Genomic DNA, 13,795 nt, shown 5'->3' on the forward strand with positions numbered 1-13,795 from the left:
ACTACCTCAGGAAGGGGTCCACCGCGACCGCCACGAAGAGCAGCGAGACATAGGTGATCGACCAGTGGAAGAGGCGCATCTCCTTGAGCTTCGCGCCGGTCGCGCCGTTCTTCGCGCGGTTCAGCAGCGCGTGCGCCTCCCAGAGCCACCAGCCGCCGGTGAGCAGCGCGACGGCCGTGTAGAACCAGCCGGTGTAGCCGAGCGGGGTCAGCAGCAGCGAGACGGCGACCATCACCCAGCTGTACGCGACGATCTGCCGGGCGACGACCTTGTTGGAGGCGAGGACCGGGAGCATGGGCACGCCGGCGCGGGCGTAGTCGTCCTTGACCTTCATCGACAGCGGCCAGTAGTGCGGCGGCGTCCAGAAGAAGATGACCAGGAAGAGGATGACCGCGGCCCAGGACATCGAATTGGTGACGGCCGACCAGCCGATCAGCACCGGCAGACAGCCGGCGATGCCGCCCCAGACGATGTTCTGCGCCGTGCGGCGCTTGAGGATCATCGTGTAGATCACGACGTAGAAGAGGAGCGCGCCGAGCGACAGCGCCGCGGACAGCCAGTTGACGAGCAGGCCGAACCAGAGCGTGGAGACCACGGCGAGGGTGAGGCCGAAGACCAGGCCCTCACGCGGCGTGAGGACCCCGGTGACCAGCGGCCGCTGAGAGGTCCGGTCCATCAGGGCGTCGATGTCGCGGTCGATGTACATGTTCAGCGCGTTCGCGCCGCCCGCCGACAGATAGCCGCCGAAGCAGGTGGCGAGTACCAGCCACAGGTTCGGTACACCCTGCTCGGCGAGGAACATCACCGGCACGGTCGTGATGAGCAGCAGCTCGATGATCCGCGGCTTGGTCAGCGCCACGAATGCCTTGACGCGAGCCCCGAACGGCCGATGGCCCCCCGGGCTGGGAGTCAAGACGACCCCTGCGGGTCGGGACTCGACGGCCGTCACGCACACCCCTGACAGAGAATTCCCAGCAAGCTCCCCGGATGAAGACGGGGTGAAGACTTGCGCGTACCACGCCACTCTAGACGTTGCCCAGACGCCGATCTTCGCGGGGGTGGGGTCGTGTTGGGGGGCCGTGTCCCAAGGGGTGGACAGCGCTCGGGAGGCGAAGTGACAGAGTGACCCGCACTCTTGCCGTGTCTTCTGTTTTCCGGGGCCCGCACTCGAAAAGATGGGCGTGATGTCGGGGGTAGGCTCGACAACGCCGGTACACCCTCAGTCACCGGCTTCCAGTACATGTGGAGAGGAGCCCTGACTCAGGGTGAGCACTAAGCCGACCACCACAGACCTCGAGTGGACCGAATTGGACCAGCGGGCCGTGGACACCGCCCGGATCCTGGCAGCGGACGCCGTACAGAAGGTCGGCAACGGCCATCCCGGTACGGCCATGAGCCTGGCGCCCGCCGCGTACACCCTCTTCCAGAAGGTGATGCGCCACGACCCGGCCGATCCGGAGTGGGTGGGGCGCGACCGGTTCGTGCTGTCCGCCGGTCACTCGTCCCTGACCCTCTACACCCAGCTGTACCTGGGGGGCTTCGGGCTCGAGCTGGACGACCTGAAGGCGTTCCGCACCTGGGGTTCGAAGACCCCGGGCCACCCGGAGTACGGTCACACCGCGGGCGTCGAGACGACGACCGGCCCGCTGGGCCAGGGTGTCGCCAACGCCGTGGGCATGGCGATGGCCGCCCGCTACGAGCGCGGTCTGTTCGACCCGGAGGCGGCCCCCGGCACCTCCCCGTTCGACCACCGGATCTACGCGATCGCCGGTGACGGCTGCCTGCAGGAGGGCATCTCCGCCGAGGCGTCCTCGATGGCCGGTCACCAGAAGCTCGGCAACCTGATCCTGCTGTGGGACGACAACCACATCTCGATCGAGGGCGACACCGAGACGGCCGTGTCCGAGGACACGATGAAGCGGTACGAGGCGTACGGCTGGCACGTCCAGCGCGTCGAGCCGCAGGCCAACGGCGACCTGGACCCGGCGGGTCTGTTCGCGGCGATCAAGGCCGCCGAGGCCGAGACCGGGCGTCCGTCGTTCATCGCGATGCGCTCGATCATCGCCTGGCCCGCCCCGAACGCCCAGAACACCGAGGCCGCGCACGGCTCGGCGCTCGGCGACGAGGAGATCGCGGCCACCAAGCGGGTTCTCGGTTTCGACCCGGAGCAGACCTTCGAGGTCTCCGACGAGGTCATCGGCCACACCCGCTCGCTGGGCGACCGCGGCCGCGAGTCGCGCGCCGCGTGGGAGAAGTCCCTCGCCGAGTGGCGTACGGCCAACCCGGAGCGGGCGGCCACGTTCGACCGCATCCAGGCGAACGAGCTGCCCGAGGGCTGGGAGTCGAAGCTCCCGGTGTTCGAGGCGGGCAAGGGCATCGCCACCCGTGCCGCGTCCGGCAAGGTCCTGCAGTCGCTCGGCGCGGTCATCCCGGAGCTGTGGGGCGGCTCGGCCGACCTGGCCGGCTCGAACAACACGACGATCGACAAGACGTCGTCGTTCCTGCCCGAGGGCAACCCGCTCCCCGAGGCGGACCCGTACGGCCGCACGATCCACTTCGGCATCCGCGAGCACTCCATGGCCGCGGAGATGAACGGCATCGCGCTGCACGGCAACACCCGTGTCTACGGCGGCACCTTCCTGGTGTTCTCCGACTACATGCGCAACGCCGTCCGGCTCTCCGCGCTGATGCACCTGCCGGTGACGTACGTCTGGACCCACGACTCGATCGGTCTCGGCGAGGACGGCCCGACGCACCAGCCGGTGGAGCACCTGGCGTCGCTGCGCGCGATCCCCGGTCTGAACGTCGTCCGCCCCGCGGACGCCAACGAGACCGCCATCGCCTGGCGCGAGATCACCAGGCGCCACACCCGCGTGTTCGGAAAGGGCGCCCCGCACGGTCTGGCCCTGACCCGTCAGGGTGTGCCGACGTACGACTGGAACGAGGACGCCGCCAAGGGTGGCTACGTCCTGTTCGAGGCGGACGGCGACGCCCAGGTCGTGCTGATCGGCACCGGCTCCGAGGTGCACGTGGCCGTCGAGGCCCGGGAGCAGCTCCAGGCCGCCGGCGTCCCGACCCGTGTGGTCTCGATGCCGTCAGTCGAGTGGTTCGAGGAGCAGGACCAGGCGTACAAGGACTCCGTCCTGCCGCCGTCGGTCAAGGCGCGCGTGGCCGTCGAGGCCGGTGTGGGTCTCACCTGGCACAAGTACGTCGGCGACGCCGGCCGGATCGTCTCGCTGGAGCACTTCGGTGCCTCCGCCGACGCGAAGGTCCTCTTCCGCGAGTTCGGCTTCACGCCGGAGGCCGTGGCCGCCGCTGCCCGGGAATCTCTGGACGCCGCGGCGCGCTGACGCCACTAGACACGAATTTTGGAGAACCTCTCATGACAGACGCTCTCAAGCGCCTCTCCGACGAAGGCGTCGCGATCTGGCTGGACGACCTCTCGCGTCAGCGGATCACGTCCGGAAACCTGGCCGAGCTGATCGACCAGCAGCACGTGGTGGGTGTGACCACCAACCCGTCCATCTTCCAGAAGGCGATCTCGGAGGGCCACGGCTACGACCAGCAGCTCGCCGACCTGGCCGCCCGCAAGGTGACCGTGGACGAGGCCATCCGCATGATCACGACGGCTGACGTGAGGGACGCCGCCGACATCCTGCGCCCGGTCTACGACTCCACGGACGGCCAGGACGGCCGGGTGTCGATCGAGGTCGACCCCCGCCTGGCCCACAACACCGCGGCCACCATCGCCGAGGCCAAGCAGCTGGCCTGGCTGGTGGACCGTCCCAACACGCTCATCAAGATCCCGGCCACCAAGGCGGGTCTGCCGGCGATCACCGAGGTCATCGGCCTCGGCATCAGCGTCAACGTGACGCTGATCTTCTCGCTGGAGCGCTACCGCGCCGTCATGGACGCCTACTTGGCCGGTCTGGAGAAGGCCAAGGAGCGCGGCCTCGACATCTCGCTGATCCACTCGGTGGCGTCCTTCTTCGTCTCCCGTGTGGACTCGGAGATCGACAAGCGCCTGACCGCCCTCGGCACGGACGAGGCCAAGGCCCTCAAGGGCAAGGCGGCGCTCGCCAACGCCCGTCTGGCCTACGAGGCGTACGAAGAGGTGTTCTCCTCCGAGCGCTGGGCCGCCCTGGACAAGGCGCAGGCCAACAAGCAGCGTCCGCTGTGGGCCTCGACCGGCGTCAAGGACCCGGCGTACAAGGACACCCTGTACGTGGTGGACCTGGTCGCGCCCGGCACGGTCAACACCATGCCGGAGGCGACCCTGGAGGCCACCGCCGACCACGGCGAGGTCACCGGCGACGCCGTGCGCGGCACGTACGAGCAGTCGCGCGCCGAGCTGGACGCCGTCGAGAAGCTCGGCATCAGCTACGACGACGTGGTACAGCTGCTTGAGGACGAGGGCGTCGAGAAGTTCGAGGCGTCCTGGAACGACCTGCTCAAGTCGACCGAGGCGGAGCTCCAGCGCCTCGCACCTTCGGAGGCGTAAGCACTTTGAGCGCAGTCCACGGAGCCAACCCGCTCCGTGACGCCGCAGACCGACGGCTCCCGCGTATCGCGGGGCCGTCGGGTCTGGTGATCTTCGGTGTCACAGGCGATTTGTCCCGTAAGAAGCTGATGCCTGCCGTCTACGACCTGGCCAACCGCGGTCTGCTGCCGCCGGGCTTCTCGCTCATCGGCTTCGCCCGTCGCGAGTGGCAGGACGAGGACTTCGCGCAGGAGGTCTACGAGGCCGTCAAGCAGCACGCCCGCACCCCGTTCCGCGAGGAGGTGTGGCAGCAGCTGATCCAGGGGATGCGCTTCGTCCAGGGCGACTTCGACGACGACGACGCCTTCGACCAGCTGAAGACCACCATCGAGGAGCTGGACAAGGCGCAGGGCACGGGCGGCAACTTCGCCTTCTACCTCTCCGTGCCGCCGAAGTTCTTCCCGCTGGTCGTCCAGCAGCTGAAGAAGCACGGCCTGGCCGAGCAGAAGAACAACTCCTGGCGCCGCGCGGTCATCGAGAAGCCCTTCGGTCACGACCTGGCCTCCGCCAAGGAGCTCAACGAGGTCGTCCACGAGGTCTTCCCGCCCGACGCGGTCTTCCGGATCGACCACTACCTGGGCAAGGAGACCGTCCAGAACATCCTGGCGCTCCGCTTCGCCAACACCCTCTTCGAGCCGATCTGGAACCGGTCGTACGTCGACCACGTGCAGATCACCATGGCCGAGGACATCGGCATCGGCGGCCGCGCCGGGTACTACGACGGCATCGGCGCCGCCCGTGACGTCATCCAGAACCACCTCCTCCAGCTGCTCGCGCTGACCGCCATGGAGGAGCCCGCCTCCTTCGACGCGGACGCGCTCGCGGCCGAGAAGACCAAGGTGCTCGGCGCGGTGAAGCTGCCGAAGGACCTGGGTGCCTCGACGGTGCGCGGCCAGTACGCGCCGGGATGGCAGGGCGGCGCCAAGGCCGTCGGCTATCTGCAGGAGGACGGGATCGACCCCAAGTCGAAGACCGACACCTTCGCGGCCATCAAGGTGGAGATCGACAACCGCCGCTGGGCGGGAGTGCCGTTCTATCTCCGTACCGGCAAGCGGCTCGGCCGCCGTGTCACCGAGATCGCGGTGGTCTTCCAGCGTGCGCCGCACTCGCCGTTCGACAAGACGGCGACGGAGGAGCTGGGCCAGAACGCCCTGGTCATCCGCGTGCAGCCGGACGAGGGCGTGACCATGCGGTTCGGCTCCAAGGTGCCGGGCACCTCGATGGAGGTCCGGGACGTGTCGATGGACTTCGCCTACGGCGAGTCCTTCACGGAGTCCAGCCCCGAGGCGTACGAGCGGCTCATCCTCGATGTGCTGCTCGGCGACTCGAACCTCTTCCCGCGGGTCGAGGAGGTCGAGCTGTCCTGGAAGATCCTCGACCCGATCGAGCAGTACTGGGACAAGCACGGCAAGCCCGCGCAGTACCCGTCGGGCACCTGGGGTCCGGTCGAGGCGGACGAAATGCTCGCACGAGACGGACGGAGCTGGCGCCGGCCATGAAGACCGACCTGACGGACACCACGTCCAGCAAGATCAACAAGGCGCTGGTGCTCGGACGTCGCGCCATCGGCACGCCCGCCGTCGGCATGGTGCTCACCCTCGTCATCGTCACCGACGAGGAGAACGCCTACGACGCGCTCAAGGCGGCCAACGACGCGTCCCGCGAACACCCTTCGCGGACCCTGGTGGTCATCAAGCGGGTCTCGCGTTCGCCGCGGGACCGCGCGAAGGCGCGGCTCGACGCCGAGGTCCGCCTCGGCGCCGACGCCAGCACGGGGGAAACGGTTGTCCTCCGGCTGTACGGCGAGGTCGTCGACCACGCCCAGTCGGTGGTCCTTCCCCTGCTCCTGCCGGACGCCCCCGTCGTCGTCTGGTGGCCGGTCAACGCCCCGGCCGACCCGGCGAACGACCCGCTGGGCGCGCTCGCCCAGCGCCGGGTGACCGACACGTACGCCTCCGAGCAGCCCATCCACGAGCTGACCGGCCGCGCGGACACGTACACCCCGGGCGACACGGATCTGGCCTGGACCCGGATCACCCCGTGGCGTTCGATGCTGGCCGCCGCGCTCGACCAGGTCGACTGCGAGGTCACCTCGGCCGAGGTGGAGGGCGAGGAGTTCAACCCGAGCGTCGAGCTGCTCGCCATGTGGCTGGCGGACCGGCTGAAGGTGCCGGTGCGCCGGTCCACGTCGGCGGGCCCGGGACTCACCTCCGTACGGATGGAGTCCAGCTGCGGGCCGATAGTCCTCGACCGGCCGGACGGTTCGCTGGCGACGCTCTCCATCCAGGGACAGCCGGACCGTGGCGTGGCGCTCAAGCGCCGCGACACGGCCGAGCTGATCGCGGAGGAGCTGCGCCGGCTCGACCCGGACGACACGTACGCCTCGGCGTTGCGGTACGGGCTCGACCGGCTGGACGAGGAGTCGAAGACGACGGCTCCGGCGGATGCGGTGACCGGTACGGAAGCCCCTGCGGCGGCCGCGGCCGATCCGGCCCACCAGGCGGCCAAGGCGCCCGCGAAGAAGGCCCCGGCCAAGAAGGCGGCGGCCAAGTGAGCGCTCCCCAGCTCGTCGTCCATCGCGACAAGGAGCTGATGGCGCAGGCCGCGGCGGCCCGGCTGATCACGCGGATCGTGGACGCGCAGTCCGCCCGTGGCTCGGCCTCCGTGGTCCTCACGGGCGGCCGCAACGGCAACGGGCTGCTCGCGGCGCTCGGTTCGGCCCCCGCGCGGGACGCGATCGACTGGTCGCGGCTCGATCTGTGGTGGGGCGACGAGCGGTTCCTGCCCGAGGGCGACCCGGAGCGCAATGTCACCCAGGCCCGTGCTGCGCTGCTCGACCGCGTCCCGCTGGACCCGGCGCGGGTGCACGCGATGCCGGCCTCGGACGGGCCGTACGGCAATGACGTCGAGGCCGCGGCCGAGGCGTACGCGGCCGAACTGGCCGCGGCCGCCGGTCCGGAGAACCATGGACCGGTGCCGGTCTTCGACGTGCTCATGCTGGGCGTCGGCCCCGACACGCACGTGGCCTCGCTGTTCCCGGAGCTCCCGGCGGTCCGCGAGACCGAGCGCACGGTGGTGGGTGTGCACGGCGCGCCCAAGCCTCCGCCGACCCGGATCACGCTGACACTGCCGGCGATCCGGGCCGCCCGTGAGGTCTGGCTCCTCGCCGCCGGCGAGGACAAGGCGAAGGCCGCGGCGATGGCGCTCTCCGGAGCTGGCGAGATCCAGGCCCCGGCAGCGGGCGCCCGCGGTCGCTCGCGGACGCTCTGGCTGCTCGACGCGGCGGCCGCCTCGGAGCTGCCGCGCGCGCTCTATCCGCCGGCCTCGGCCTGACGGACGCTCAAGGGGGCCCGGTTCACCGCACGGTGGACCGGGCCTCCGGCGTTTCCCGTACCGGCTCGAGGAAGGGCGCGAGCAGGTCCGGTACGGCCTCGGCGGCGAAGGTCAGCCCCTCGCCCTGCCCGGCGTCGTGGATGTCGTACGCGCCCGCGCCCGCCGCGGTCGTCGCGGTGAGCGTCAGCAGGCCGGCGCGGCGCTGGACGTACGACTGCCTGACGGTCCATCCGATGACGCCACCGCGCTGGAGGGCGACCGTGGTCCGGCGGACCGTGCCGGAGCGGGCCAGCAGGTAGTCACCGGTGACGCCGTGCCCGAGGTTGCGGTAGGCGTCGCGCGCGAACACCACGGCGAGCGGACCGAGGACGAGGGCGCAGCCGACGGCCACGTACAGGAGGACCGGCGTGAGGAGGGCGCCGAGGACGGCGAGGACCGCGGCGGGGGTGAACGCGCTCCACAGCGCCCAGCGCAGCCGCCGGGTGCGGGCGGCGAGGGGATGGGCGGTGAGCGGCGCGCTCGTCGGAGGCTCGGACGTGCGCAGCACCTGCGCGGCGACCCGGTCGGCGACCGCGCGCGGCGCCGCGGGCAGCAGGGTCTTGTGGTCCGCGTGCTCGTCCTCGGTGTTCTCGGCGAGTCCGGTGGCCACGGCGTCGACGCGGGCGGCGCGGCTCATCCGCACGCCGAGCGGCTCGACCAGTTCGACACCGCGCAGCCGGCGTTCCTCGATGGAGATCGAGCGGGCGGTGAACAGTCCGCGCCGGACCCTCAGGGTGCCGCCGGGCTCCCGCTCCAGGCGGTAGTTCCACCACATCTCGACCCAGAGGCCGAGGGCGCCGACGGTCCCGGCGAGAGCGGCCAGCGCGACGAGGACGAGGATCATGGAGACGACGGACGTGTCCTGGAAGCGGTCGCCTATCCAGTCGATGACCTCCTTCTGCGCCCCGAACCACTCGCTGACCTGCATCAGGGCACCGGCCGCCGCGCCTCCGAGCACCACGGTGACGAAGGAGACCGGGGCGTAGCGGATCCAGCGCGGGTCGAGCTCGGCGAGCGCGCCGTCGTGACGGGTGTCCTCGGTGCCGGTGAGCGTCCGGCCGAGCAGCTCGCGGCGGAGCCGTTCCCCCTCGGCCCGGGCGACCGGGTCGAGTTCGAGGGTGGACTCGCCGCCGTTGTGTTCGCCGGTGCCGATGCGGACCTTGACCAGGCCGAGGACGCGCTGCAGCGGGTTGGCGGTCAGGTCGACGCTGCGGATGCGTTCACGGGCCAGGGAACGGCGCTTGACCAGGAGGAGCCCGGTGTGGAGTTCGACCCTCCCCCCGCCTTCGGCCGGGGGTACCCCCGTCTCGCTGCTCCCCCAGCCTTCGGCCGGGGGTACCCCCATCTCGCTGCTCCCCCAGCCTTCGGCCGGGGGTACCCCCATCTCGCTGCGCTCGGATCCGACGCGGTAGCGGGTGCGCCGCCAGCGGACGTGGTCGGCGGCCGAGCCGGCGCCGATGAGGAGCACCGTCCCGGCGAGGATCCAGCCGGCGGCCTTCCAGGCGGGCATGGAGTTGGTCAGGCCGAAGAAGGCGGGCAGGGCGGCGCCCGCGGCGACGCCCGCGAGGACGGCGGCGGTGACCAGGACCGTACGCCGGTCCAGGCGCCGCCACTCCTCGCTCATGTGGCGTCCCCGGGCGTGGCCCGGGTGATGCGGGTGAGCTTCTCGGCGAGCTCCGCGGCGAGTTCGTGGTCGAGACCCTCGACGCGGATCGCGCCCTTGGCGGAGGCGGTGGTCACGGTGACCGTGGCGAGCCGGAAGTACTGCTCCAGCGGTCCCCTGACCGTGTCGACGGTCTGGATGCGGGACATGGGCGCGATCCGCCACTCCTGCCAGATGGCCCCCGTACGGACGTAGACGGCGTCCTCGGTGACCTCCCAGCGGTGGACCCGGAACCACCAGGCGGGGAAGAACGCGGTGCAGGCGAGCCCGACGGCCGCCAGGACGGCGGCGGGCAGCCAGAGCCAGAACCGGGCCGGCGTGATGAACGCCCCGAGGACGCCGAGGACCACCACCGGCACGGCGGTGGTCACCAGCCACTGGGTGCGCCACCAGCCGACGGCCCGTTCGTTCAGCGTGTTGTTCGGCGGCCGCAGCCGCACCGCGTTCGCCCCCGTCATCGGTCAGCGGCCCCGGAGCGTCCGGTAGGTGTCGACCAGCGCGGCGGTCGAGCCGTCGAGCTCCTCACCGCCCGTGCCCTGGGTGAGCACCGGCTCGATCTTCCTGGCGAGGACCTTGCCGAGCTCGACACCCCACTGATCGAAGGAGTCGATGTTCCAGATCGCGCCCTGGACGAACACCTTGTGCTCGTACAGCGCGACGAGCTGGCCGAGCACGGAGGGGGTGAGCTCCCTGGCCAGGATCGTGGTGGTGGGGTGGTTGCCCTGGAAGGTCTTGTGCGGGACGAGCTCCTCGGCGACGCCCTCGGCCCGTACCTCCTCGGGCGTCTTGCCGAAGGCCAGCGCCTGCGTCTGGGCGAAGAAGTTGGCCATCAGCAGGTCGTGCTGGGCGACGAGACCGGGGGCGAGGTCGGCGACGGGCTCGGCGAAGCCGATGAAGTCGGCCGGGATGAGCTTGGTGCCCTGGTGGATCAACTGGTAGTACGCGTGCTGCCCGTTGGTGCCGGGCGTGCCCCAGACGACCGGTCCGGTCTGCCAGTCGACGGGCTTGCCGTCGCGGTCGACGGACTTGCCGTTGGACTCCATGTCGAGCTGCTGGAGGTAGGCGGTGAACTTCGACAGGTAGTGCGAGTACGGCAGGACGGCGTGCGACTGGGCGTCGAAGAACCCGCCGTACCAGACGCCGAGGAGGCCGAGGAGCAGCGGCGCGTTCTCCTCGGCGGGGGCGGTACGGAAGTGCTCGTCGACGAGGTGGAAGCCGGCGAGCATCTCGCGGAAGTGCTCCGGGCCGATGGCGATCATCAGGGAGAGGCCGATGGCGGAGTCGTAGGAGTACCGTCCGCCGACCCAGTCCCAGAACTCGAACATGTTGGCCGTGTCGATGCCGAACTCCTGCACCTTCTCGGCGTTGGTCGACAGGGCGACGAAGTGCTGGGCGACGGCTTCCTGGCCGGCCCGCAGCCCGGTGAGGAGCCAGTCGCGGGCGGAGGTGGCGTTGGTGACCGTCTCGATGGTGGTGAAGGTCTTCGAGGCGACGATGAAGAGCGTCTCGGCCGGGTCGAGGTCGCGGACGGCCTCGTGGAGGTCGGCGCCGTCCACGTTGGAGACGAAGCGGAACGTCAGATCCCGCTGGGTGTAGGCGCGGAGGGCCTCGTACGCCATGGCGGGACCGAGGTCGGAGCCGCCGATGCCGATGTTCACGATGTTCCTGATCGGCCTGCCGGTGTGGCCGGTCCACTCGCCCGCGCGGACCTTGTCCGCGAAGGCGGTCATCGTGTCGAGGACGGCGTGGACGGCCGGGACGACGTTCTCGCCGTCGACCTCGACGACGGCGTCGCGCGGGGCGCGCAGCGCGGTGTGCAGGACCGCGCGGTCCTCGGTGGTGTTGATCTTCTCGCCGCGGAACATGGCGTCGCGCAGCTCGGCCACGCCGGTGGCCGCGGCCAGTTCGCGCAGCAGCGTCAGCGTCTCGTCGGTGACCAGGTGCTTGGAGTGGTCCAGGTACAGGTCGCCGACGCGCAGGGTGTACGCGGTGCCGCGCCCCGGTTCGGCGGCGAACAGCTCGCGCAGATGGGTGGTCCCCAGCTGCTCGCGGTGCTTGCCGAGGGCGGCCCATTCGGGAAGCTGGTTGAGCCTCGTGCGACCTGCTGCGTTCATCTCGGACATCGCCTACTTCTTCTCTTCCTGCCTGCTTGCCCCGCTGCGACTCCAACCTAATTGATCGCGGGGGCGGAAGGCGCGCGACGACTCAGTGCCCGCCGCGATGCAGCCGGCCCGCGTACCGCGCCTCCAGGGCCGCGTTGCGCTCGTGGCCGCCGGGGATGTTGGCGGAGACGTACACCGGCGGTTCGTGGCCCTCGGCGAGGAGCAGGGCGACCGCCTCGGCGACGACCGTCTGCACGAGGAGGGAGGAGGTGAGGGTGGAGACCCCGCAGAGCGCGGTTCCGTCCGGGAGGGGGAGCACGGCGTCGCCGGTGGGGGCGCCGTTGTCGAGGACGGCGTCGGCGAGGTCGGCGAGCCGCCGGCCGCTCGCGTGCAGGGCGGGGACGGCGTGGGTGTGGGTGAGCGAGGTGAGCGCGACGAGCGGGTGGCCGGCCCCGGTCACCTTGAGGGCCAGGTCGACGACGGCGTTGTTCACACCGGAGTTGGAGATGACGACGAAGAGGTCCTGCGGCCGTGGAGTGGCCAGGGCGTAGAGCCGGGCGGCGAGGCCGGGGGCGCGCTCCAGCAGCGGATCGGCGAGTACGGAGGGGTCCTCGCCGCCGCGCAGGACGAGGTCGGCGAGCGCGATCCGGCTGGTGGGGACGAGCCCGCCCGCGCGGCCGGCGATCTCCAGCGCGGCGGCCTGCGAGTGCCCGGTGCCGAAGGCGTGGATCACCCCGTCGGCGGCGACGCAGTCGGCGAACAGCCGGGCGGCGGCGGGGACGGATTCCTTGTTGGCGGCGACGACGCGTTCGACGGCCTCTCGCGCATGGTCGGCGAACAGAGCGGCACCGAGGGCGGGTTGGGGCATGGCGGAGCCTCCATTGGTTCATTGAACCGGACTCTGACGAGAGATCCGATTCAATGAACCAGCCTGCCCCGGCCACCGTCAAGGACCCGGGAACGCCGGGCTATCGGGTCGGCCCGCTGGATTCGGCCCGCCCGCCGAACACCTCGTCGACGAGCGTCCTCTGCGCCTTCTGGAACGCCGCGGCCGTGGCGGCGAAGTCGAGGTCGGCGTCCCCGGTGGTCAGCGAGGCCGTCAGCGTCTTCCGGCCGTCGGGCGTGCTGTACATCAGCGCCGCCCAGCCGAAGAAGCCGCCGTTGTGGTGGAGGATCGTCCCGCCGTCGCCCCTCTCCTCCACGAAGACCCCCAGGCCGTAGCCCAGCTTGGGATGCGGCGTGCACATCTCGGCCAGCAGCGGGGCCGGCAGGAGCCTGCCGCCCATCAGGGCGGAGAAGAAGAGGTGGAGGTCCTCGGTGGTCGAGATCATGTCGCCGGCGGCGGAGATCCAGGAGCCGTTGAAGCGGGTGACGTCGACCACCTTCCACTGGCCGGCGTCCTCGTACCGGTAGTAGCCGTGAGCGTGCGGCTCGGGGATCTCCGGCGAGGCGCCCGGCACCACGGTGCCCGACAGCCCCAGCGGCCGCAGGATCAGCCGCTGCGTCTCCTCCGCCAGCGAGCGGCCGGTGACCTCCTCGACCAGCAGCTTGGCCAGCACGTAGTTGGTGTTGGAGTAGCTCCAGTCCGCGCCCGGCTCGAACCGTGCCGGGTGGGACAGGGAGAGGCGCACCAGCTCCTCCGGCTCGTACGTGTGGAACTGACGGTCCACGTACTCCTGCCCCTGCCAGGGGATGCCCGGCGTGACCGTCCCGTCCTCGTCGTACTCCCCGGTGTGGTTGAACAGCCCGCTGGTGTGCTGGAGCAGCATCCGCACCGTGATCCGGCGGTCGAGACCGAACCGGGGCAGGTGGTCGTCCACCGGGCTGTCCAGTCCGACCCTGCCCTCGGCCACCAGCAGCAGCACGACGGCCGCGGTGAAGGTCTTGGTGGTGCTGCCGATCCGGAACCTCCCGTCGGTCGCCGGCCCGGCGCTCTCGCCGAGCTTGCGCACTCCGGCGCTGCCGGTCCATTCGCCCCGCTCGTCGTTCACGCGCAACTGGACTCCGGCGAAGCCGGAATCGACGATCTCCTGGATGGCCTTCTGCAGTTCCGGGCGGTCCTGCCCGGCAGAGGTGAGGGACATGAGGGGTGTGCTCCTGGTTCCGTCGGTGAGGGGC

General features: G+C 70.7%; 11 protein-coding genes. 5 read left to right on the forward strand and 6 right to left on the reverse strand.

Features of this window, described 5'->3' with window-relative positions; all coding sequences use genetic code 11:
• Position 1: 1 nt before the first annotated feature.
• Positions 2-949, reverse strand: coding sequence for a heme o synthase (locus ACFVGW_RS06750; protein WP_352186273.1), 948 nt, complete (start codon positions 947-949; stop codon positions 2-4).
• A 316-nt stretch (positions 950-1,265) separates the two neighbouring features.
• On the opposite strand from ACFVGW_RS06750, the gene tkt reads away from it, so the two are divergent.
• Genes tkt through pgl form a run of 5 tightly spaced genes read left to right on the forward strand, consistent with a single transcriptional unit; the run spans position 1,266 to position 7,873 of the window.
• The gene (gene tkt, locus ACFVGW_RS06755; protein ID WP_385851092.1) at positions 1,266-3,350 is read left to right on the forward strand and encodes a transketolase; all 2,085 of its coding nucleotides are present in this window, start codon (positions 1,266-1,268) and stop codon (positions 3,348-3,350) included.
• A 32-nt stretch (positions 3,351-3,382) separates the two neighbouring features.
• Positions 3,383-4,501 (forward strand): transaldolase, encoded by a 1,119-nt coding sequence (tal, locus tag ACFVGW_RS06760; RefSeq protein ID WP_385851093.1) that lies wholly within the window; start codon positions 3,383-3,385, stop codon positions 4,499-4,501.
• 5 nt (positions 4,502-4,506) lie between these two features.
• On the forward strand, positions 4,507-6,039 hold the full coding sequence (gene zwf, locus ACFVGW_RS06765) for a glucose-6-phosphate dehydrogenase (protein WP_352186276.1): 1,533 nt from the start codon (positions 4,507-4,509) through the stop codon (positions 6,037-6,039).
• On the forward strand, positions 6,036-7,094 hold the full coding sequence (gene opcA / locus ACFVGW_RS06770) for a glucose-6-phosphate dehydrogenase assembly protein OpcA (RefSeq protein WP_385851094.1): 1,059 nt from the start codon (positions 6,036-6,038) through the stop codon (positions 7,092-7,094). The genes zwf and opcA overlap by 4 nt, the downstream gene beginning before the upstream one ends.
• Positions 7,091-7,873, forward strand: coding sequence for a 6-phosphogluconolactonase (gene pgl, locus ACFVGW_RS06775; protein WP_383311973.1), 783 nt, complete (start codon positions 7,091-7,093; stop codon positions 7,871-7,873). Before opcA ends, pgl begins: the two co-directional genes overlap by 4 nt.
• A 22-nt stretch (positions 7,874-7,895) precedes the next feature.
• Here the strand turns inward: pgl and ACFVGW_RS06780 are convergent, their stop codons facing one another.
• The 5 genes from ACFVGW_RS06780 to ACFVGW_RS06800 form a co-directional block, all read right to left on the reverse strand.
• Positions 7,896-9,536, reverse strand: a complete 1,641-nt coding sequence (locus ACFVGW_RS06780; RefSeq protein ID WP_385851095.1) for a PH domain-containing protein — start codon at positions 9,534-9,536, stop codon at positions 7,896-7,898.
• Positions 9,533-10,033 carry a PH domain-containing protein gene (locus ACFVGW_RS06785; RefSeq protein WP_385851096.1) on the reverse strand — a complete coding sequence of 167 codons (501 nt, stop codon included), beginning with the start codon at positions 10,031-10,033 and terminating at the stop codon, positions 9,533-9,535. Before ACFVGW_RS06785 ends, ACFVGW_RS06780 begins: the two co-directional genes overlap by 4 nt.
• A gap of 3 nt (positions 10,034-10,036) precedes the next feature.
• Entirely contained in the window at positions 10,037-11,689 is a 1,653-nt protein-coding gene (gene pgi, locus ACFVGW_RS06790; protein WP_385851307.1) for a glucose-6-phosphate isomerase, read from the reverse strand.
• 91 nt (positions 11,690-11,780) lie between these two features.
• Positions 11,781-12,545, reverse strand: a complete 765-nt coding sequence (locus ACFVGW_RS06795) for a sugar isomerase domain-containing protein (RefSeq protein WP_385851097.1) — start codon at positions 12,543-12,545, stop codon at positions 11,781-11,783.
• 100 nt (positions 12,546-12,645) lie between these two features.
• The gene (locus ACFVGW_RS06800) at positions 12,646-13,761 is read right to left on the reverse strand and encodes a serine hydrolase domain-containing protein (protein WP_385851098.1); all 1,116 of its coding nucleotides are present in this window, start codon (positions 13,759-13,761) and stop codon (positions 12,646-12,648) included.
• Positions 13,762-13,795: the final 34 nt, after the last annotated feature.

The organism is Streptomyces sp. NPDC127129, from assembly GCF_042671585.1.
Lineage (GTDB): Bacteria > Actinomycetota > Actinomycetes > Streptomycetales > Streptomycetaceae > Streptomyces.